The 20,531-nt window shown below is 61.0% G+C and carries 19 protein-coding genes; 6 read left to right on the forward strand and 13 right to left on the reverse strand.

The genetic code is table 11. The annotated features are described in order from the left end of the window. Nucleotides 1-63: 63 nt before the first annotated feature. Genes AC1D2N_RS18855 through AC1D2N_RS18895 form a run of 9 tightly spaced genes read right to left on the reverse strand, consistent with a single transcriptional unit; the run spans nt 64 to nt 8,795 of the window. Nucleotides 64-807, reverse strand: a complete 744-nt coding sequence (locus AC1D2N_RS18855) for an ABC transporter ATP-binding protein (RefSeq protein ID WP_018245816.1) — start codon at nt 805-807, stop codon at nt 64-66. Next, the gene (locus tag AC1D2N_RS18860) at nt 804-1,658 is read right to left on the reverse strand and encodes an ABC transporter ATP-binding protein (RefSeq protein WP_018245815.1); all 855 of its coding nucleotides are present in this window, start codon (nt 1,656-1,658) and stop codon (nt 804-806) included. Before AC1D2N_RS18860 ends, AC1D2N_RS18855 begins: the two co-directional genes overlap by 4 nt. Then, a complete protein-coding gene (locus AC1D2N_RS18865; protein WP_018245814.1) occupies nt 1,655-2,590 on the reverse strand; it encodes an ABC transporter permease in 936 nt (311 codons plus the stop codon). Before AC1D2N_RS18865 ends, AC1D2N_RS18860 begins: the two co-directional genes overlap by 4 nt. A 4-nt stretch (nt 2,591-2,594) precedes the next feature. Next, nucleotides 2,595-3,692 (reverse strand): ABC transporter permease, encoded by a 1,098-nt coding sequence (locus tag AC1D2N_RS18870; RefSeq protein ID WP_018245813.1) that lies wholly within the window; start codon nt 3,690-3,692, stop codon nt 2,595-2,597. Between the two features lie 6 nt (nt 3,693-3,698). Beyond that, on the reverse strand, nt 3,699-5,285 hold the full coding sequence (locus AC1D2N_RS18875) for an ABC transporter substrate-binding protein (protein WP_130729630.1): 1,587 nt from the start codon (nt 5,283-5,285) through the stop codon (nt 3,699-3,701). Between the two features lie 44 nt (nt 5,286-5,329). Then, on the reverse strand, nt 5,330-6,283 hold the full coding sequence (locus tag AC1D2N_RS18880) for a dihydrodipicolinate synthase family protein (protein ID WP_130729631.1): 954 nt from the start codon (nt 6,281-6,283) through the stop codon (nt 5,330-5,332). A 57-nt stretch (nt 6,284-6,340) separates the two neighbouring features. After that, on the reverse strand, nt 6,341-7,234 hold the full coding sequence (locus AC1D2N_RS18885) for an SMP-30/gluconolactonase/LRE family protein (protein ID WP_018245810.1): 894 nt from the start codon (nt 7,232-7,234) through the stop codon (nt 6,341-6,343). Beyond that, nucleotides 7,231-8,061, reverse strand: a complete 831-nt coding sequence (locus tag AC1D2N_RS18890) for an NAD-dependent epimerase/dehydratase family protein (protein ID WP_026188708.1) — start codon at nt 8,059-8,061, stop codon at nt 7,231-7,233. The genes AC1D2N_RS18885 and AC1D2N_RS18890 overlap by 4 nt, the downstream gene beginning before the upstream one ends. Nucleotides 8,062-8,081: 20 nt before the next feature. Continuing rightward, complete coding sequence (locus tag AC1D2N_RS18895) at nt 8,082-8,795, reverse strand: FadR/GntR family transcriptional regulator (RefSeq protein ID WP_020493434.1); 714 nt, start codon at nt 8,793-8,795, stop codon at nt 8,082-8,084. A gap of 323 nt (nt 8,796-9,118) precedes the next feature. On the opposite strand from AC1D2N_RS18895, the gene AC1D2N_RS18900 reads away from it, so the two are divergent. The 6 genes from AC1D2N_RS18900 to AC1D2N_RS18925 all read left to right on the forward strand — a co-directional run bounded on the left by AC1D2N_RS18900 (nt 9,119) and on the right by AC1D2N_RS18925 (nt 17,434). After that, nucleotides 9,119-11,056, forward strand: a complete 1,938-nt coding sequence (locus AC1D2N_RS18900) for an ABC transporter substrate-binding protein (RefSeq protein WP_018245807.1) — start codon at nt 9,119-9,121, stop codon at nt 11,054-11,056. A gap of 123 nt (nt 11,057-11,179) precedes the next feature. Continuing rightward, nucleotides 11,180-12,166: an ABC transporter permease gene (locus AC1D2N_RS18905; RefSeq protein ID WP_018245806.1), complete on the forward strand. Its 987-nt coding sequence runs from the start codon at nt 11,180-11,182 to the stop codon at nt 12,164-12,166. A gap of 9 nt (nt 12,167-12,175) precedes the next feature. Continuing rightward, nucleotides 12,176-13,297 carry an ABC transporter permease gene (locus AC1D2N_RS18910; RefSeq protein WP_017967395.1) on the forward strand — a complete coding sequence of 374 codons (1,122 nt, stop codon included), beginning with the start codon at nt 12,176-12,178 and terminating at the stop codon, nt 13,295-13,297. A 7-nt stretch (nt 13,298-13,304) separates the two neighbouring features. After that, on the forward strand, nt 13,305-15,026 hold the full coding sequence (locus tag AC1D2N_RS18915; RefSeq protein ID WP_477981761.1) for an ABC transporter ATP-binding protein: 1,722 nt from the start codon (nt 13,305-13,307) through the stop codon (nt 15,024-15,026). Then, nucleotides 15,023-16,234, forward strand: coding sequence for a mandelate racemase/muconate lactonizing enzyme family protein (locus AC1D2N_RS18920; RefSeq protein WP_130729633.1), 1,212 nt, complete (start codon nt 15,023-15,025; stop codon nt 16,232-16,234). Before AC1D2N_RS18915 ends, AC1D2N_RS18920 begins: the two co-directional genes overlap by 4 nt. A 12-nt stretch (nt 16,235-16,246) precedes the next feature. After that, nucleotides 16,247-17,434 carry a galactarate dehydratase gene (locus AC1D2N_RS18925; protein ID WP_018245802.1) on the forward strand — a complete coding sequence of 396 codons (1,188 nt, stop codon included), beginning with the start codon at nt 16,247-16,249 and terminating at the stop codon, nt 17,432-17,434. A gap of 72 nt (nt 17,435-17,506) precedes the next feature. On the opposite strand, the gene AC1D2N_RS18930 is transcribed toward AC1D2N_RS18925, so the two are convergent. The 4 genes from AC1D2N_RS18930 to AC1D2N_RS18945 form a co-directional block, all read right to left on the reverse strand. Then, the gene (locus AC1D2N_RS18930) at nt 17,507-18,079 is read right to left on the reverse strand and encodes an NADPH-dependent FMN reductase (RefSeq protein WP_130729634.1); all 573 of its coding nucleotides are present in this window, start codon (nt 18,077-18,079) and stop codon (nt 17,507-17,509) included. A gap of 37 nt (nt 18,080-18,116) precedes the next feature. Next, a complete protein-coding gene (locus AC1D2N_RS18935) occupies nt 18,117-18,782 on the reverse strand; it encodes a nitroreductase (RefSeq protein ID WP_018245800.1) in 666 nt (221 codons plus the stop codon). Nucleotides 18,783-19,232: 450 nt separating this feature from the next. Then, the gene (locus tag AC1D2N_RS18940) at nt 19,233-19,589 is read right to left on the reverse strand and encodes an ArsR/SmtB family transcription factor (RefSeq protein WP_018245798.1); all 357 of its coding nucleotides are present in this window, start codon (nt 19,587-19,589) and stop codon (nt 19,233-19,235) included. Nucleotides 19,590-19,837: 248 nt separating this feature from the next. Further along, a complete protein-coding gene (locus AC1D2N_RS18945) occupies nt 19,838-20,530 on the reverse strand; it encodes a response regulator transcription factor (protein ID WP_130729635.1) in 693 nt (230 codons plus the stop codon). Nucleotide 20,531: the final 1 nt, after the last annotated feature.

Here is a 20,531-nt window from a genome sequence, read left to right on the forward strand (position 1 = left end):
CTGAGCCAATGACACGCGGCCGGCGTTGCAAGCTTTAATCTTTTCAACAAAGGCCGAGAACAGCTACGCCTTTCCATACATCCTGCTCGCGCGCAGCAGGCGTTGCGAATAGGGGTGTTCGACCGCACCTTTTCGCAAGGCGCCGACATCGACCTGTTCGACGATCTCGCCCGCTTCCATGATGGCGACGCGGCTGCACATGTGCGAGACGACGGCGAGATCATGGCTGACGAGCAGATAGGTCAGACCGCGATTGGTGCGCAGATCCTGGAGGAGATTGAGGATTTCGGCCTGAACGGACACGTCGAGCGCCGATGTCGGTTCGTCGAGAAGCAGAACGTCCGGATCCAGCATCAGCGCACGGGCGATCGCCACGCGCTGCCGCTGGCCCCCAGACAGCTGGTGCGGAAATCTGTAGCTCAGCGCCGGGTCGAGGCCAACCGATCTCAGGACCGCGTTCATGTCGACCGAATTCGTATCCAGCCCCTGGTTGCGCAGCGGTTCTTTCAGCTGCGAGCGGATGGTCTTGCGGGGATGGAGGGATCCGTAGGGATCCTGGAACACCATCTGCACCCGGCGGAAGAAAGGCCGGCTGCGCTGCTGATTTAACGTCTCGCCGTGGAGCTCGATCCGGCCGTCATAGTTGGCGTTGAGGCCGGAAAGCGCCCTCAGGACAGTGGACTTCCCGCAGCCGGACTCGCCGACCAGGCCGAAAGCAGTTCCCCTTTCGATGGCGAAGCTTACGTCTCGGACGACAGGCCGCTGCCCAGGCCCGAAACGGACCGTAAGATTGTCGATTTTAATCACCGCGACGGCTCCAATGCGAATTCTTCAAGCCAGGCCGGATCTCGTTTCAGGATCGGCAGCCGGGCAGGCGGATCTTCGATCGTCGGCAAGGATGCCAGCAACCCTTGCGTATAAGGGTGTCGGGCCTTGTCGAGATCGCGCGCCTCGAGCACTTCCACGACCCGCCCTGCATACATGATGAGAACGCGATCGCAGAAGTTCCTGATGAGATTGAGATCGTGACTGATGAAGATCAGCCCGAGATTGCGGCGCAAGACGAGCTCGTCGAGCAGGGCGAGAATTTCGAGCCTCACCGTCACATCGAGCGCTGACGTCGGTTCGTCGGCGATCAGCACTTCGGGTTCGGCAATCAGCATCATGGCGATCATCGCCCGCTGGCCCATCCCGCCCGAGATTTCGTGCGGATAAAGGCGGGCCACACGCTCCGGATCGCGGATCTGAACGGCCTCGAGCATATCGAGTGCCTGCTGCCAGGTCTTTGCCCTGCTCGTCCTCGGATGATGGAAGCGGTAGGTCTCGGCAATCTGTTCGCCGATCCGCATGACGGGATTGAGCGAATATTTCGGGTCCTGCAGGATCAGGCCGATCCGCCGGCCCCTGATCGTCATCATCGTTTTTTCGGTCGCCTTGAGCAGATCCACGTCGCGAAAGCGCATCCGCTCGGCATTGACGATCGCGGTCGGTGGCAGCAGCTTCATGATCGCGCGGCCGACGGTCGACTTTCCCGAGCCGGATTCACCGACGATCCCGAGCTTTTCCTGTCCAAGCGAAAAGCTGACGCCGCGCACGGCCCGCACCTGTCCGCCGCCGAAGGCGATTTCGAGGTTCTGGATATCGATCAAGTCCGTCATTCTGAACCTCGGGGATCGAGAACATCGCGAAGCGCATCGCCGACGAGGTTGAAGGCGAGGCTGACGAGTGCGATGGCAATGCCGGGTGCTGCGATGACCCAGGGGCTGTCGAGCATGAATTCACGTCCGCTGGCGGCCATCGAACCCCATTCCGGCCACGGTGGCTGCGCGCCAAGGCCGAGGAAACCGAGGCCGGCGGCAGTGATGATGATGCCGGCCATGTTGAGGGTGACGCGGACGATCACCGAGGGAATGCACATCGGCAGGATGTGGCGCGTGATGATCGCGATTGATGTCGCGCCCTGCAGGCGTACGGCGGCGATATAGTCCGCCTTGCGCAGGCTGAGCGTCTCGGCGCGGGCAAGACGCGCGATCGGCGGCCAGGCCGTCAATGAAATTGCGATGATCGCATTGGTGATGCCTGGACCGAGCGCTGCGGCAAAACCAAGCGCGAGGACGAGCCCGGGAAAGGAGAGGAAAATGTCGGTGACGCGCATCAGTACTTCATCGACGATGCCGCCGAAATAGCCTGAGACGGTGCCGATCAGCAGGCCGAGCGGTGCGACGATGACCGTGACGAGCATGATGATGTAGAGCGTGGTGCGGGCGCCATAGATCACCCGGGAAAAGACGTCGCGGCCAAAATTGTCGGTGCCGAGCCAATGGCTGGCGGATGGCGGCGCAAGCCGCCCGGCCATATCCTGAACGATCGGATCATAGCTCGTCAGCAGGGGGGCGGCCAGCGCCACGACGATCAGCACTACGATGATGGCTAGCCCGGCCAGTCCTAGCGGGTGCAGGCTGAATTTCCGCCAGCCCTGATGAATTTGCTGCGCCGATGACTGGAACCACCCTCGAGGCTCCGGTGCCAGCAGCCAGTTGCGAAGGCCGCCAGTGTTAACGCTGTCTGCGTGCTCAGAAGAGATCGTCATGGCGTCACCGTGTCCTCGGATCAAGAATGCGATAAAGGAAATCCGACAGGATGTTGATCGTCAGGAAGACGGCGCCAATCGTCAGGACGGAACCCATGACCACGTTCATGTCGTTCATCTGCAGCCCCCGGGTCAGGTACTGGCCGAGCCCCGGCCACCCGAAGACGGTCTCGATCAGCACCGCCCCCTCGAGCAGCCCGCCGAAGGTCAGCGCCATGATCGTCAAAAGCTGCACCCGGATGTTCTTGAATGCATGGCGCCAGACCACCTTGCGGGTGCCGAGCCCCTTTGCCCGCGCCGTGATGATGTATTCCTGGCTCAGTTGCTCCAGCATGAAGCTTCGCGACATACGGCTGATATAGGCGACGGAATAATAGCCGAGGATCGCTGCCGGCAGGATGATGTGGCCAAGGGCGTTGTGAAACACGTCCCATTGCTGCTCTATCGCCGCGTCGATCAGAAGAAAGCCGGTCACCGGCGTGACGAGACCCTCGTAGAAGACATCGATCCGGCCCGATGCGCCGACGAGCTTGAGCTTTGCATAGAAGATGAAGAGCGCCATCAACCCGGTCCAGAAGATCGGGATGGAATGGCCGGCAAGGGCGATGATGCGGGCAACGTGATCGATGATCGTTCCGCGCCTGACGGCAGCCGTGATCCCAAGCGGAACGCCGATGATCGCCCCGATGATCATGGCGATGACCGCCAATTCGATGGTGGCGGGAAAAATCGTCAGGAGATCGGTGAGGATCGGCTGGCCGGTCGTCGCCGATGTGCCGAGATCGCCTGTCGCAATCTTCCCGACATAGGCGAGGAACTGCATCCAGACAGGTTGCCCGAGCCCCAGCTCATTATAGACGCGATCATAAACCTCCTTGCTGACCTCCGCCCCGGTGATGGCAAGCACCGGGTCGGCAGGCAGCAGGCGACCCATCGAAAAGGTCAGGAAGAGCAGGCCGAGCAGCGTCGTCACGACCGCGACGGCGCGCCCTGCCAGGCGCCGCAACAGGCTCATTAGAGGGTGCGGGGCCGCATCGGCGAACCCGCCCTCCGTAGAACGAAGGCTGTTTTCTCGCTTCGATGTCAGATCGGCGCTCGCCACGGCGTTCTACTCCTTGGTCACGTCATGCCAGCGCGTCGACCATGTCGTGTGCCCATGATAGCCCTTGACGTTGGCGCGCATGACATAAGGGTCGGTTCGCTGGAAGAAGATGACGAGCGGCGAGGCCATGCCGCTGTAAATGCCGTCCATCTTCTTGAAGATATCCGTGCGCTTGCCGGTATCGCGCTCCTTCATCGATTGGTCGACGAGTGTGTTGAGCTCGTCCACCTTCATGCCTGTGCGCCAAAGATAATAGCTGCCGAGACGCGCCTCGTCGCTATTGTCGGGATTGTAGGCATATTGCGTGGCTACCGCGAAAGGATCAGGCAGTCGGGCGCCGGAATTGCCAAGCAGCACTTCGTATTTTCGCTCGCGGAAGGCCGGCGTGAATTCGCCTGGCACGAGATCGAGATCGAGGCCGGCGGCGCGGGCGCTCGCCTGCAGCGCTTCGGCGAAGGGCAGTGTCGGCGCACCTGACGGATTGAGCACCTTCTTCAGCCCATTGGGGTAGCCGGCTTCCGCCAGCAGTTGCTTGGCCTTGGCAGGATCGTAATCGTAACGTGAGGCAGCTTCCTCAGGGGCACCGATCATGCCGCGCGGGATCATCGACTGCCAGGGGAAGCCGGTATAGCGCATGATGTTGCCGGAGATCGCCTTCCAGTCAAAGGCATGCTGGAAGGCCTCGCGAACCTTCGGCTTCTGCAGATCCGGGTCCTTCTGGTTGAGCGCGATATAATAAAAACCGAGGCCCGGAACGCTTTCGATCACCATGTCCTTTTTGGTGGACAGGGCGTCGAGGTCGCCGCTTGCTAGGTATTGGCCGACATCGACGTCTCCGGCTTCGAGCTGCAGTCTGAGGTTGCCGGATTCTGGAATGTGCCGGGCGACGACGCGAGCCATGGCCGGCGCCCCGCCCCAATAGTCCTTCCGTGCGTTGAAGATCGCAACGTCGTTCGGCCGCCATTGCGTCAGAGCGAACGGGCCGCTGCCGGCGGAATTGGCAGAAAGCCATGCACCGCCGAAGTCGCCATTTGCCTCATGCGACAGTGCCGTCTTCTTGTCGATGATGCCGATCGATGAGCCGGCAAGCGAATAGAGCACCAGATCGGTGTTCACAGCCTGCGGCAGCTCGATTTCGAGGGTATGCTCGTCCTTTGCCCGAACAAGCTTTTCGACGTTGTCGGGTGTAAAGCCCCAGAGAGCGACGTCGGTGGAGCCGACCTGGCCCATCTTGATGACGCGCTGGATCGACCAGGCCGCATCGTCGGCCGTCACCTTGTTGCCGCTCTGGAAGACCGCATCATCGCGCAATGTCAGCGTGATAATCTTGCCATCCGCCGAGACGCTCCATTGCGTCGCGAGCATCGGCTTCAACGTTTTAAGGTCGTCCGGCGACAGCTGCACGAGGTTGTCGTAAATGTTCGAAATCAGTTCGGAAACCGTGCGGGCGTTGTTCTGCGCCGGATCGAGCGTCCTTATGCCCGTGAGATTGGTGCCGATCACCAGCATATTGGGCGGCGACGCCGCCAAGCTGGGCTGCGCCGTCATCATGGCGCCGGTAATTGCGATCGTCGTCAGTACCTGTCTCAACATCTCAAGACCTCCCAATCCTGTTGTTTGTGGAAATAGTGTCGAACTCAGCCGGCCGCCTTTGCGGAATCCTGCTGGTGTGGATGGATCTGGTTGTTGCCGGCGGCATCCCAGCGCTGAAGCAGCCGATGGAGTTCCTCGCGGTCATGCCGATCGAGCAGCGGCAATCCCGGCACGCGCACGGGGCCGACATCGAGGCCGGAATAGGTGACGGCCTCCTTGACGACAGTCACGTTCGCACCATTGCGGAATTTGGTCCGCATCCGCTCGAACGGTTCAAGCTGGTTGACGATAGCCCTTGCCGCGCCGAAGTCTCCTCTTTCGAGTGCATCGTGAACGGCAAGCGACAGGTGCGGCGCGACATTGACGAGACCGGATGTGAAGCCGCGCGCGCCCGCAGCCGTAAATGTCGGCGCCCAGCTCTCCGCCAGGCCGCAGACGAACAGTGCGCCGGCCGGATCGGCTGCAGCGATCGCTCTGGACAGCAGCATCAGATCGGTGGTGGCAAATTTGATGCCGGCAATATTGCAGTGATTTGCGAGACGGGTGATATCTTCGACACTGAAACCCTCGGCCCTGACATAGGCGATGAGCGGCAGGGTGGAAGCATCCGCAAGATTGCAGAAATAGTCGATCTGGGACGAAGGTGCTGCGAAAGGATCGACGGGCTGATGCGACATGACGGCGGATGCGCCGATCGTGGCCGCATCTTTCGCCATGCCGATCGCCTCGCGCAGCGATCGGCCGATTGCCGCCGTCACCGGCGCCTTGCCGTTGACGCCTGAAACCGCCGCCTCATGGACGATCCTGATTTCTTGCGGCGTCAGAGCATAGAATTCCCCGGTATTGCCGGCAGCGACAATGTTGTGAATGCCGGCTGCCGCGACCCGCTCATAGACTTTCGCCGTGATCCGAGGTTCGACTTCACCTTTGCCGTCATAGGCGGTGACCGGAACACCCGATACGCCTGTAAGCGCCTTGCGCATGGTTGCGATGCTCATCTTTCTTCCCCGTTATCTTTCCATCTATTCGCTGTCATTTCGAAGGGAGGCTCGCTGTCATCCCGGAGGGTGACCGGTCCCGAAGCGGAAGGGCGGCAGGCCCTTTGCATCCACGTCGAAGGCGATGACCGTCCCCGCCTCGAAACGTCCGGTACGGTCCGTCGACAGGCTCGTGACAAAGAGGGTGCGCAGATCCGGCCCTCCGAAACACGGCATTGTCGGTGCCGCGACCGGCAGAATGTAGATCTCGACGATTTCGCCTTCGGGCGATATTCGGTTGAGGCGACCGGCAGAAACGCCGGCGCTCCAGTAGAACCCATCGCGATCGGTTGTCGCTCCGTCCGGACGACCCTCGTCTTCCGTAAAGCTGCGAAGCCGGCGCCCATCGCCGAGGTCGCCCGTATCAGGATCGAAGTCGAATGCCTGCAGGAAGCATTGCCGGCTGTCGGAGTGATACATCCGCCGGCCGTCCGGCGACCAGGCAAGGCCGTTGGAGCTCGTCAGTCCGGTTGCAACGGTCCGCGTGCGGCCATCGGCGCTAACGCGGTAAAGTGCGGCATCATCGATCTGCGGCTTGGCTTCGCTGATCGAGCCGATCCAGAAGTGCCCGTCGGGGCCGACCTTTCCGTCATTGAGGCGGCAGTTGATGTGTCGCCCGACTGGATCGGACACGAGCTCAAAATCTCCAGAGGCGGGATCGAAGAGATGGACGCCCGTCTGAAGCGCCACGACGATCTTGTGATCGCGGCAAAGCCCGAGGGCGCCGATTGCTGTCGGCATGTCGAAGCGGTCGATCTTTCCTGAACCCGAGAGCCGGACGAGCGCCGGCGCCTGAATATCGACGAACCACAAAGTGCCGGTCTCCTCGTCCCATACCGGCGATTCACCAACCGTCAGCGGCTGCTGGATCACGGAACGGACGTCCGGGCGGATGACTAGCGGGGCCGTCATTCAACTGTCTCCAGGCTCGTGGCCAGACCCTCGGCGTCGCGCATGCGGATGGTGCCGTCGTGATTGATCTCACAGAACCCGCCACCCTGGAACGCAAGCGCGACCGGCCCTTCGGATCCCTCCTCGATGCGGGCGTGATCGCGCGGCCGGTCCTGTGGCTGGTAGCCCAATCGTGCCGCCAGACCGTTGTCCCACCAGATCTCCTCGGCATCAGAAACGCCATAAACCACCGTTGCTGCGATCAACGGGTGCGACAGGCCGATCCTGACCAATTGCGCCAGGTCTCGCGCGCTGATCCAGATCGCAACAGATCGCTCGCTGTTGGGATAGGTGCCCGCATTGCCGATGCGGATGGAAAGAGAGCGAATGCCTGATGTGTCGTAATACAGCCCCGCCACAAGTTCGCCCCAGCATTTGGAAAGTCCATAAGGGCTGTCGGGGCGCATCGGGTCGAGCGGCGACACGAGTTGGCCGCGCGGATAAAAGCCCGTGGCATGGTTGCTCGATGCATAGACGACCCGCTGGACCTTGTTGGTCCGCGCCGCTTCGTAAAGATTGTATGTTCCAAGCACGTTCGCGTGCAGAATGGCGTTCATGTCGATGCCGCTTGCAATGCCGGCGAGATGAACCACACCGTCGACATCCTTCAGCGCAGCCGTCGCCTCGTCGAGCTTTGTAAGATCGGCCTTTAGGAAGCTCTCGTTTTCGCCAAGCTCGTCAGGCTCCTGGAGATCGATCAGGCTGAGGTGCTCGACATGCGACCGAAGGAGCGGGCGCAGCAGAGTTCCTACACGTCCGGCAGCACCCGTCATGGCGACCCGTTTCATCATTTCTCCTCCCATTGTGCTCACACGCCTTGGAACATGCGGGCGCGAGCATTCAGTATGTGTTTTTTCATCGCATCATGCGCTTCGGTTTCCCGGTGCGCGAAGATTGCCTCGACGATCACCGCATGCTCGTCCTGGACGCTGCGGATCTGTTCCGGCGTCCGCTTCAAGCTCAAGCTTCTCGTAACGGAATGCCCGATGGCGAAATGCGGCTTGAACCACTCGCGCAGCGTGATGTGGAACTGGTTACCGGTCGCCATGGCAATTGCGTCATGCAGAGCCTGGTCTTCCTCGGCACCAAGCTCTCCGTTGCGCAGGCATTGTTCGATCGAAAGAAGCGCTGCCGTTATCCGCTCCTTGTCGGCCGGCTGCCAGTTCCGTGCGGCAAGCTCCGCCGCCTCGGCTTCGAGACCGGCGCGGAATTCGAAGAACCGCTGGACATCGGCCAAGGAGCCGACCGGCACCATTTTCAGCATCGACGAATCCGGCCTTTGCCTGACATAGGAACCGGAACCCTTGCGCGAAACGACCAAGCCGTCGGCTCTCAAGCGTTCAAGCGCTTCGCGCACGACGGGTCTCGATGCGCCGAAATCTGCGGCAAGCTTCGTCTCCGGTGGCAGTCGTTCGTTCACCGGAAAGTTGCCGTCGGCGATCATCCCCACGATCTTCTCGTAGATGATGTCGCTGAAGCGCGTTGCGCCCCTGTTCGAAACGGCATCGACCGTAAATGTCATTCTGGTCCTTTTCTCTCGTCTCTCGACGCCATGCGACGGCGTTGACGGTCGCACCCTGGCTGTCGCCGACCATGATGTTCAGGGCGGCGCACAGCATCTGACAGATCGAACGTTTTTGATCCTGCTGGCCGTATTTCAGCGGCACAACATCGTATTTCGATGCTGCATCGCTACAAAATTTGTAATTATCTGTCAACTCTTGTAATCATTTGCGAACGTGTCTATGGTTCAGGTCGTAGCGCCGAGGAGGGCGCAGCGGCGGGTCGGGAGCCCGCCGCATCGGCCGGGGCAAAGGCTGCGCCGGCACAAAAGGGAGGAATTCGATGGCCAATGAAATACTGTCGCGTGGTGTCACCCGCCGCGCCGTACTTGGCGGCATGGCTGGTGTCGCGGCGCTGTCTATCGCCGGTCGCGTCTCTGCCGCAGGTGGCGAAGCGCCAGCACTTGCGCAACTCGCCAAGGATGGAAAGCTGCCGCCGCTCGCCGAGCGCCTGCCGAAAAAGCCGATGGTCGTGACGCCGTTCGAGAAAGTCGGCACCTACGGCGGTTCGCTGCGCCGAGGCCTTCGCGGTTCATCCGACCATAACGGCATCCTGCGCATGGTCGGCAACCAGAGCCTCGTGCGCTGGAACCTCGATTTTACCGCCGTGCAGCCGAACCTTGCCGAACGCTGGGAAGTCAGCGATGACGCAACGCAATTCACGTTCCATCTCATCGAAGGCGTGCGCTGGTCGGACGGTCATCCCTTTACGGCCGATGACGTTGTCTTCGCGATCGAAGATTGCGTCAAGAACACCGAGCTTTACAGCTCGACACCGGCGCAGCTTGCGGTCGCCGGCAAGCCGGTCACCGTCGAGAAGATCGACGATTATACGGTGAAGTTCACCTTTGCGGCCGCCAACGCGCTTTATCTGGAAAACCTCGCCACGCCGCTTGGTCAGCATCCGACGCTGTTCCCGAAGCACTACTGCAGCCAGTTCCTGCCGAAATATAATCCGAATATCGAGGCCGATGCGAAGAAGGCCGGCGTCACCAGTTGGACGGAGCTGTTCCGCAGCCGTTGCGGCGACATCGAGATCCCGTCGCGATGGGGTAATGTCGACAAGCCGACACTCGATCCATGGGTGATCAAGGAGCCCTATGCCGGTGGCGCGACGCGCGTCGTCATGACCCGCAACCCTTATTTCTGGCAGGTCGATACCGAGGGCAACCAGCTTCCCTACATCGATGAAATCAACTTCGGCATCTCGCAGGACGTCGAATCGCTGATGCTGAATGTCATCTCGGGAAAGATCGACATCCAGGAACGCCATATCAGCGTTCTGGCCAACAAGCCGACGCTGTCCAAGAACATGGAGAAAGGCGATTATCGGCTGCTGACGCTCGTGCCTTCGGCCTCGCAACAGTGCCAGATCTACTTCAACATCACCCACAAAGATCCTGCCATGCGCAAGATGTTTGCGGATAAGGCGTTCCGGCAAGCGCTCTCGATCGGCATCAATCGCCCGGAACTCATCGACATCGTCTATTTCGGACAGAGCGAGCCCTACCAGGCTGGGCCGCGTCCGACCCATCCCTGGTATAACGAGAAATACGCACGCCAGTTCACTGAATATGACGCCGACAAGGCAGGCGCGATGCTCGATGAGGCCGGCTACAAGAAAGGCGGCGACGGTTTCCGGCTGAGGCCCGACGGCCAGAAAGTATTCTTCTCGATCGACGTCATTCCGACGCTCTATCCCGACCTCGTCGATGCCCTGGAACTGGTCAAGACGCATTGGGCCCAGATCGGTATCGACATGAAGGTCAACACGATCGAGCGGGCGCTCTATTACACCCGCGGCGACGACAATGCCCATGATGCGGCGGTATGGCCAGGCCCCGGCGGTCTCGATCCGATGCTCGACCCGCGCGATTTCTTCGCCTTCCATCCGCAGGGCTCGCGTTACGCCATTCCGTGGACGCTTTGGTACACCTCCAACGGTGCACGTGGCGAAGAACCGCCGGAAAGCCAGAAGAAGCGCATGAAGCTCTTCGACGAAGCACGTTCGACGGCTGATCTCGACAAACGCGGCGCGATCATGAAGCAGATCTTCGACATCGCGGCTGAGGAGTTCGAGACCGTCGGCCTTTGCCTTGCTGTCGGCGGTTTCGGCATCATCCGCAACAATCTGCGCAATGTTCCCGAGAAGGAGCCGGATAGCTGGTCCTGGCCCAATCCCGGCCCTGCAATGCCGCAGCAATTCACCTTCACGAGCTGATTTTCGTCTTAAGCGCCGTGCCCGACGGTACGGCGCTTTCTTTCAGTTCGCCCTCCGAGATGCCTTGCCGGTCCTGACGGCCGACAAGGCCAGGTGGGCGGCGTTCAATGCAAGAGGCGCCTCATGCTGGTCTTTATCGCCAAACGCTTCCTATGGATGATTCCATCGCTGTTTGCCGTCAGCTTCCTCGCTTTCGTGCTGATCCAGCTGCCGCCGGGGGATTATGTCACGACCTATATTGCGACGCTGGCAGCCTCCAACGAGATCGTCGATCAGAACACAGCGGCGCAGTTGCGCGAGCGCTTTGGCCTCGGCGACCCTATGCTCATCCAATATTTCAAATGGATATGGGGCATTCTTACACGCGGCGATTTCGGCATTTCCTTCGAATGGCAGCAGCCGGTCTCTGACCTGATCTGGGAGCGTATGGCGCTGACGCTCGTTCTGGCTCTGTCGACATTGATCGCTACCTGGGCGATCGCACTGCCGATCGGCGTCTATTCCGCGGTGCGCAAATATTCGATCGGCGACTATTTCTTCACTGCCTTCACCTTTTTCGGCCTGGCCGTTCCGTCCTTCCTGCTGGCGCTGGTGCTGATGTATGTCGCGGCGGTCGAATTCGGACAGGATGTCGGCGGGCTCTTTTCGCCGGAATATGAGAACGCGTCCTGGAGCTTCGCCAAGATGGTCGACCTCTTCTCGCATCTCTGGCTTCCCGTCATCATCCTTGCCGTCTCCTCGACGGCGAGCCTCATCCGCGTCATGCGCGCGAACATGCTCGATGAGCTGCCGAAGCCTTACGTCACAACGGCACGGGCAAAAGGTCTCTCTGAGTTCCGGCTGCTGATGAAATATCCTCTGATGATCGCGCTCAATCCGTTCATCTCGACGATTGCCTGGCTGCTGCCCAACCTCATTTCCGGCTCGGTCGTCGTCGCCATCGTCCTCAATCTGCCGACGGCAGCACCTTTGCTGCTGCAGGCGCTGATGGCCCAGGACATGTATCTCGCCGGCGCCTTCGTTCTGCTGATCTGCGCGCTGACGCTGATAGGCTCTTTGATCAGCGACATCCTGCTTGCGCTGGTCGATCCCCGCATCCGGTTGGAATAGGAGCCTTATATGGCCGACATCACCGTCACGAACATTCCGCCGGATCGCGCCGCCGTCGCGTCGCAGTGGCAGCTCATCTGGTGGGCTTTCCGCCGGCATCGGCTGGCCATGGTGGCGCTCGTCGTCACCGTGCTGATGTATATCGTCGCCCTGCTTCCCGGCTTCTTCGCCATCAACGATCCGAACCTGCAAAATGCGCGGGCGACTTTTCACCCGCCGCAGAGATTGCATCTGATCGATACGCAGAACGGGTTCTCCTTCGGCCCGCATTATTATCCGATGAAGCTGACCCGCGATCCTGAAACGCTGGCCGCCATCTTCAAGGAAGACACGACAAAACGTGTCGACGTCCAGTTCTTCGGGCGCGGCTACGAATATTCGGTGTTCGGCTTGTTCAGGACCAACATCCATCTGATCGCCTCGCCTGACAAGACGACGCCGCTGCTTCTGTTCGGCGCCGACAGGCTTGGGCGCGATGTCTTCAGCCGAACGGTCCAGGGCTCGCAGATCTCGTTGTCGATCGGCCTCGTCGGTGTCTTCTTCTCGTTGATGCTCGGCATCGTGCTCGGCGGCATCTCGGGATATTACGGCGGCCGCATCGATTTCTTCCTGCAGCGGGTGATCGATTTCGTGCTGTCGCTGCCGACGATCCCGATCTGGTTGGCAATGGCCGCGGCGCTGCCACAGGACTGGCCTGCGACGCTGCAATATATGATGATCACGATCATCCTGTCGCTGACCGGTTGGGCACAGCTCGCCCGCGTCGTTCGCGGCCGCTTCCTGTCTTTGCGCACCGAGGAATTCGTCGCCGCCGCCAGGCTCGACGGTGTTCGCGAAAGGCGCATCATCTTTCGCCACATGCTGCCGAGCTTTGCCAGCCATATCATCGCGTCGATCACGCTTGCGGTGCCGGCGATGATCCTTGCCGAAACCTCTCTCTCCTTCCTCGGGCTTGGTCTACAGCCGCCGACCATCTCCTGGGGCGTGCTTCTGCGCGAGGCCCAGAACATTCGCTCGATCGCCACCGCGCCATGGCTCTTCATGCCGGGCTGTGCCGTCGTGGTCGCCGTGATGGCGCTCAACCTTCTCGGCGACGGCCTGCGCGATGCGGCCGATCCCTACAACAAATGAGGCCGGCATGACCGATATCGTTCCCATTGCCGGCAGGCCGCTGCTCCAGGTGAAAAATCTGACGGTCGAGTTTCCTCTGCGCACCGGCGTCTTTCGCGCCGTTAGCGATCTCTCTTTCTCGATCGAGCCGGGCAAGACGCTCTGTGTCGTCGGCGAAAGCGGTTCCGGCAAGTCGGTGACGGCGCGATCGATCCTGCAGATCGTCGATGCGCCCGGCCGCATATCCGGCGGATCGATCATACTGAACGATCAGGACGGCGGCTCGATCGATCTGACCAGCCTCAATCCGCGCGGGCGTCAGATCCGATCGATCCGCGGCCGCGACATCGCCATGATCTTCCAGGAGCCGATGTCGTCGCTGTCGCCGATCCACACGGTCGGCAACCAGATCGTCGAGGCGCTTCGCCTTCACACCAGGATGAGCAAGGCAGAGGCGCGCGCTGAAGCCATATCGCTGCTCAAGCAGGTCGAAATTCCCTCGCCTGATAAAGCGCTGGATCGATATGCCTTTCAATATTCCGGCGGGATGCGTCAGCGCGCTATGATTGCCATGGCGCTCGCCTGCAAACCGCAGCTGCTGATCGCCGACGAGCCGACCACGGCCCTCGACGTGACGACCCAGGCCGAAATTCTCGACCTGATTGCAAGGCTGCAGAAGGCCAAGGGCATGGCCGTTCTGTTCATTACGCATGACATGGGCGTCGTGGCGCAGATCGCCGACGATGTACTCGTAATGCATGACGGCGTCGCCAAGGAATATGCGCCAGTCGAGCAGATCTTTCATGCGCCGCAAGACGACTATACCCGCATGCTGATCGGCTCGGTGCTGAAGCTGGAAGCAAAGGCCGAAATCCGGCTGGCGCGCCCGCCGCTCGACACGACGGCGCCACCGATCCTCGAACTCCGCAATGTATCGATGGATTTCGGCGAGGTGAAAGCGCTGGACGATGTTTCCATTTCGCTTCTGCCGGGCGAAACGCTGGGCATCGTCGGCGAGAGCGGCTCCGGCAAGACGACGATGGGCCGATCTATCATGCGGCTGATCGATCCGACTGCAGGTGAAATCCTCTATCGCCGCGCCGACGGCGACATCATCGATCTGGCAACGGCAAAAGGTCAGACGCTTGCTGCCGCACGGCGGGAATTGCGAATGGTGTTTCAGGATCCTTTCGGCTCCCTCAACCCGCGCATGACCGTCTCCCAGATCATCGGCGAGCCGCTGCTCGTCAATGGCGTCGCAAAGGGGCGGGCGCTGGAGGAGCGCGTTTGCCATCTGATGGAGCAGGTTGGCCTCGATCCGAGGGCGCGCGAACGCTACCCGCACGCATTCTCCGGCGGCCAGCGCCAGCGCATCGGCATTGCCCGAGCCATCACCCTCAATCCGCGTGTCATCGTTGCCGATGAGGCAACCTCGGCGCTCGACGTCTCCGTGCGCTCGCAGGTGCTCGATCTGTTGATGCGCCTGCAGGACGAACTCGGTCTCGCCTATATCTTCATCAGCCATGACATCGGCGTTATCCGCTACATGTGCGACCGTGTCGGCGTCATGTACAAAGGCCAGCTCGTCGAAATTGGCGATGCGGAGAAGGTCTGCCGCACGCCCGAGCACGCCTATACGCAGGCGCTCATATCAGCGATCCCGCGCCCCGATCCGCGCGATCGCGATCATTCGCGGCGTTTCCGCTACGTCGCGCCGGACATTCTGAAAAATGGAACTTTTCAGCGATGAAAATCACCGGGATCCGTACTTTTCTCATGCATGTCGGTCAGCCCGACCCCGCGAACTGGGCTTCCGACCAACGTTCCGGCGGTGGCGCCTCCAAGCAGTTTGGCGGCACCAGAAACTGGCTTTTTCTGAAGATCGATACCGATGAGGGCATTACCGGCATCGGTGAATGCTCGGGCTGGCCGCGTGTCGTCGAGACGGCAATCCATGATCTCGCCCCACTCCTCGTGGGCGAAGATCCGGCCCATATCGAACGGCTGTGGCAGAAGATGCATATCGCCATGATGGGCCATGGCATGCTCGGGACGGTCGGAGGCGGTGCGATGACCGGCATCGACATGGCGCTTTGGGACATCAAGGGCAAGGCGCTCGGCGTGCCTGTCTGGATGCTGCTCGGCGGCAAGGTGCGTGACCGGATTCCGATCTATTCGCATGCGAATACGCCCGAGCGAGCGCTTGCCCTCAAAGAGCGCGGCATAAAGGCGATCAAATGCGGCGGTGTCGCCGATCCGGTCCGCAAGGTCGCCGCGTTGCGTGACGCCGTCGGCGACGACATGGACATCGCCATCGATCTGCATGGACCGCCGTGGCTGACGCCTGCGGATGCCTGCCGGCTGGTTCGGGCGCTCGAACCCTATGAATTGATGTGGGTGGAAGATCCGATCGCGCCGGAGAATTTCGACGGCTACCGGCGCATCCGCGACGCAGCGCATGTGCCGCTTGCGGCCGGCGAACGTTCGGCGACTATCTTCGGCGAGCGCGAGCTCATCGAAAAGGAGCTGGTGGACGTGATCCAGCCGGACACGGGCCGGGCCGGCGGCATCACCCAGATGAAGAAGATCGCTGCCATGGCCGAGGCGCATCATATCCAGATGGCGCCGCATTCGGGCTCGCTCGGGCCGGTGGCGGAATATGCGGCTCTGCATCTGCTTGCGGCGATCCCGAACGCCCTCATCCTCGAGCGCCTCGACGATGACTGGGACGGCCGCCGCCAGACGATCGTGCCGCATCCGCAACAGGTCGGCGGTTTGATCGCCGTTCCTGATGGTCCGGGACTTGGCTGCGATATCGACGAGGCCTTCGTGGCGCGCTTCCCCAGCAACGGCAATGTCTCGGTGCCGCAAAGTGCCGGTGCCTACAATCCCGGAACCGACAACGAGCATCTCTACGTGCAGACGCGCCTGTCACGCCGCACCTATTTCAATCGCTAGAAGGACAGAAAGATGAAGATCGACCGCATGCGGGTTTTCATGACCCGAGACAAGGACCGTCCCCGCGTGATCGTCGCGCTCGACACCGATGACGGGCTAACAGGCTGGGGCGAATGCTACAATCACGGCCCCGACAAGGCGCTTCCGCCGCTCCTGGATTATCTTTACGAATTTCTATCGGGCCAGGATCCGACACGCGTCGACTATCTCGTCAATCTGTTGATCCAGCAAAGCCGGTTCCCGCCGGGCGCGCTCGGCCTTGCCGCGATCTCCGCGCTCGATCACTGCCTGTGGGACCTCGCCGCCAAGGCGGCAAACGTCCCGGTCTACAAGCTGCTGGGCGGCGAGGTGCGCGACCGCATCAAGGTCTATGCCGGGGTCTATACCGCACCGGATGCACCGGCGGCCCGCGACGAGTTCGATCGTCTGAAGGAAGGGTGGGGTTTCACCGCCTTCAAGCTCAGCCCCTGGCGTATCGACATGCACTCCAATCGCTGGGGCAATGTCGTCAAAGCCTCGGCGGATTATTTCCGCTCGCTGCGCGAAACGGTCAATGACGAATACGAGATCGCCTTCGACGCCCATGCGAAGATTTTCGAGCCGATCGCCGCAAGGCAACTCGGCAATGCCTTGGCACCCTACGACCCCCTGTTTTTCGAGGAGCCGCTGCGTCCTGAAAATATCGAGGCCTGGGGCGATCTGAAACAGGGGCTCAATTGCGTGCTGGCGACTGGCGAGTCGCTCTATAACAGAAACGAGTTCCTGCGCCTGCTGCAGGTCAAGGGCGCCGACCTCATCCAGCCCGACATCTGCGTCGTCGGCGGCATCAGCGAAATGCGCCGTATTGCCACTCTCGCCGAAGCCTTCTTCGTCGGCGTGGCGCCTCACAACCCGATGGGTCCGCTGGCGACGGCGGTCAACGTTCATTTTTCGGCGGCGGCACAGAATTTCCGTATCCTCGAATACCGGCTGCCAAAGGGACAGGCCTACGTCTATGGCGGCCTCGATATCGAGAAGCGGGAGGGGGAAACCCGTTACGTCGTCGATCCCTATCTGCCGAAGGACGGCTATCTGGAGCTGCGTCCCGACCGGCCCGGCTGGGGCGTCGAAATGGACGAGAAGGCAATGGAAGAGGAAGGCTACATCCATTGGCAGCGGCGCGTGCCGAAGCGGCCCGACGGCTCCTACGCCTTCGCCTGAGGGCATTGCCCCCTTTAAAAACAGGAGCTGGCCGCCCGGGTGGACGCCGCCAGCTCCCGCAGGGCGACGCTTCTAGGCATCTTTCGGCAACACTGAGCGAACTCTTGCGATGAAGACATGGAAGTCCTGCATGAAAGTGCGAAGGAAATCGGCGGTGGTGTCTTTCGTGACCTCGCCGTCATCGGTGATCAGCCCCGGCGTGAACTGGATGTAGGCTTCCGGGGCATTCATCTGGGGAGAGTTGCAGAAACTGAGCACGCTGCGCAAATTCTGCTGGGCGACTGCCGTGCCAATCGCGCCCGGCGACGTGCCGATCACCGCTGACGGCTTACGTGTGAACGAGTTGGTGCCGTAGGGGCGGCTCGCCCAGTCGATTGCGTTTTTCAGCCCACCGGGTATGGATCGATTGTATTCAGGCGTGACGAACAGCACGGCGTCGACGGCTGCGATTGCCGCCTTGAATGCCTTGCCAGCCGGAGGGTAGTCGGCGTCATAGTCGTAGCTGTAGAGCGGCAGGTCCTTGAAGGATATCTCCGACATTTCAAGTTCCGGCGGGGCGAACCGCACCAACGCCTTGGCGAGCTTGCGGTTGATCGAGCCCTTGGCCAGGCTGCCAATGAGATAACCTACTTTATGCGTGGTCATGGCGTTCTCCAATATCTCGCATGATGATGGCAAGTCACTATTCGCCGAGGAACGTGACCGTCTCGCCGAGCGGGGCGCGGCCTGTACGGGCATAACTGACCGTGGGGTCCTCGTACCCGATCGACATGCCGCAGAAGAGGATGAGCCCGTCCGGGGGTGACAGGACCTCCGCGACCGTCTCGCGAACCTGCGACCACGCCATCTGCGGGCAACTGTGAAGACCTTCGGCGCGGAGCAGCAGCATGACCGTCTGCAGATACATGCCGACGTCGGCCCATTGGGGCAGGCCCAGGTCACGATCGATGTAGCAGAACAGGGCGGCGGGCGCGCCGAAACAGTTCCAGTTGGCGATTGCTGCCCGCTGGCGCGCCTCCCAATCCTCGCGCGCAATACCGAGCGCGCTGTAGCGCTCCTTGCCGAAGGCGGACCGGCGCTCCCCATAGGGGGACTTCAGTGCGGGCGGGTACATCTCGTACTGCCGCTTGTCCCAGGCGTCGCCATGGGCCACGCGCTCGACGGCGGACGTCTTGAGCTCAGCCAGCGGCGCGCCGGTCATCACGTAGGTGTTCCACGGCTGGATGTTCGATCCTGACGGCGACCAAGCTGCGGCGGACAGCACACGCTCAAGCACCTCCCTCTCCACAGGCTTGTCTTTGAACCCGCGCACCGATCGTCGACTTTTGACTGCCTCATATACGTCCATGATCGCCTCCGTCCGCCCGGACGGCCGGGCCAGCGTTGTGGCCCAACATCGCGCCTGGCAGCGCTCGCATCCCATCGCTGACCGCCGTTACGTCAATCTCGCCGATATCAAGCGCATAGCGCGACGGAACCAGCTCGCCGGGTTCCAGTCTGCCGGGGTATGAGGTGTTGTCCATACTCATGGTCGTTTCGTCCTGACTGTTCCGTTCCTGATGTGGTTCATTATCTCCATTCGCAATGGAGGCGTAATCACACGGTGGTCTAGGAGGGGTACATCAAACGTACATCAGGGATCGATGTGTTCGAGGGGCATGTCGGCGAGGCATCGCGGGACTTGGCGCTTACACTCAAGCCGCAGTCATCTCCTCGAAACCGCGTTCTTCGCCATTGCGCTGCTCTTCGCTGCCGCGGCGCCAACCATCAGCTGCGTAGGATCGACGTTTCGTATTTTTTATTGGGTGCCCAGGGCTCGGACACATTCTACTTCGGTGCGACGGTACGATCCGAAGATGTCAGCGAGCGTATCGAGCATTGCCCTGGCCGCGCCGGATTGAAGTGAATAGTAGATCGTCTGAGCAGCTCTTCGCGTCTGCACGAGTTCCTGTTCTCGAAGAATTGCCAAATGCTGGGACGTCGAAGATTGGCTCAATCCCACCTCGTCGGCCAGGAGGCTCACGGACATTTCTCCCTCGGCCAGCAGATGCAGAATGTGAAGCCGTTTGGCATTCCCCATAGCCGACAAGAAGTTTGCTTCGTTTTCGAAGGCGTTGGTTTCAGGGGAAGGCGCGGTTGACGATTGATTGTTCACGGCGAGATCTCCTTTAGGTAACCAAAGCTGGGCACCAGGTCATATCCCCGAGCTTTAATTTAGGATTACCGCATGAGAGCGAGACCGAAACCCATTGCCGGCGCCGCATCGCTTTTTTTGGCGCAAATCGGATACGACTCGCCTCAAATGGACAGCGGTCGCAGATGATGTTCGAGGCCGGTATCTTCCACCATTGAAAGACACGCGGCTAAAAGCATAAATCAATGACTTGAAGCGCGCGTCGATGATTAGCGCGCGCCAGCCTGGCGCATCTGCATGGGCAGTGTTTCCCACGCTCGGATCAATTCGCCGATGGAGGCGGCCTCCATCTTGTGCATGACATTGCTGCGATGCAGCTTGACCGTCACTTCGCTGATGCCGAGATCGAAGGCGATCTGCTTGTTGAGGCGTCCGCGCGCCACTTCATGCAGAACCTCGCGCTCGCGCTGCGTCAGCGTCTCCAAGCGCTTGATATTGCGCTCGGCGACCGCGGCTTCCGCCCTTCGTTCGGCATCCATCGCAATGGCCGCTGTGATGGCGTCGAGCAGCGTCTGGTCCCGCACCGGTTTGGTGAGAAAATCCACGGCGCCGGCCTTCATCGCCTGGACGGTCATCGGAATATCGCCATGCCCGGTCAGGAAGATGATCGGTTTGGATATGCCCTTTTCCGCCAGATGACGCTGCAGGTGGAGGCCGCTTGCTCCCGGCATGCGCACATCGAGGATCAGGCAGCCGGGGCAATCCAGGATATCGGCGTCAAGCAGTTCGCGGGTCGAGGCAAAACTGGTCGACTGGAAGCCAGCCGACAGGATCAGCTCCGATAGCGCCTCGCGAACGGAGGCGTCGTCATCGACGATAATGACGAGCGGCTGGTTCTCTTCGTAACTGCACTGCAATGATAACGGCGCCGATTTCCGCAGCAACGGCTGGTCAACTCTCATG

The sequence above is a fragment of the Rhizobium sp. P1_B8 genome (assembly GCF_056406515.1).

Bases quoted from the DNA above. Each gene is read 5' to 3' on its own strand.
- AC1D2N_RS18860 (WP_018245815.1), bottom strand. From the start codon at position 1,658: ATGACGGACTTGATCGATATCCAGAACCTCGAAATCGCCTTCGGCGGC.
- AC1D2N_RS18865 (WP_018245814.1), bottom strand. From the start codon at position 2,590: ATGACGATCTCTTCTGAGCACGCAGACAGCGTTAACACTGGCGGCCTT.
- AC1D2N_RS18875 (WP_130729630.1), bottom strand. From the start codon at position 5,285: ATGTTGAGACAGGTACTGACGACGATCGCAATTACCGGCGCCATGATG.
- AC1D2N_RS18880 (WP_130729631.1), bottom strand. From the start codon at position 6,283: ATGAGCATCGCAACCATGCGCAAGGCGCTTACAGGCGTATCGGGTGTT.
- AC1D2N_RS18885 (WP_018245810.1), bottom strand. From the start codon at position 7,234: ATGACGGCCCCGCTAGTCATCCGCCCGGACGTCCGTTCCGTGATCCAG.
- AC1D2N_RS18890 (WP_026188708.1), bottom strand. From the start codon at position 8,061: ATGAAACGGGTCGCCATGACGGGTGCTGCCGGACGTGTAGGAACTCTG.
- AC1D2N_RS18895 (WP_020493434.1), bottom strand. From the start codon at position 8,795: ATGACATTTACGGTCGATGCCGTTTCGAACAGGGGCGCAACGCGCTTC.
- AC1D2N_RS18900 (WP_018245807.1), top strand. From the start codon at position 9,119: ATGGCCAATGAAATACTGTCGCGTGGTGTCACCCGCCGCGCCGTACTT.
- AC1D2N_RS18905 (WP_018245806.1), top strand. From the start codon at position 11,180: ATGCTGGTCTTTATCGCCAAACGCTTCCTATGGATGATTCCATCGCTG.
- AC1D2N_RS18910 (WP_017967395.1), top strand. From the start codon at position 12,176: ATGGCCGACATCACCGTCACGAACATTCCGCCGGATCGCGCCGCCGTC.
- AC1D2N_RS18915 (WP_477981761.1), top strand. From the start codon at position 13,305: ATGACCGATATCGTTCCCATTGCCGGCAGGCCGCTGCTCCAGGTGAAA.
- AC1D2N_RS18920 (WP_130729633.1), top strand. From the start codon at position 15,023: ATGAAAATCACCGGGATCCGTACTTTTCTCATGCATGTCGGTCAGCCC.
- AC1D2N_RS18925 (WP_018245802.1), top strand. From the start codon at position 16,247: ATGAAGATCGACCGCATGCGGGTTTTCATGACCCGAGACAAGGACCGT.
- AC1D2N_RS18930 (WP_130729634.1), bottom strand. From the start codon at position 18,079: ATGACCACGCATAAAGTAGGTTATCTCATTGGCAGCCTGGCCAAGGGC.
- AC1D2N_RS18935 (WP_018245800.1), bottom strand. From the start codon at position 18,782: ATGGACGTATATGAGGCAGTCAAAAGTCGACGATCGGTGCGCGGGTTC.
- AC1D2N_RS18945 (WP_130729635.1), bottom strand. From the start codon at position 20,530: ATGAGAGTTGACCAGCCGTTGCTGCGGAAATCGGCGCCGTTATCATTG.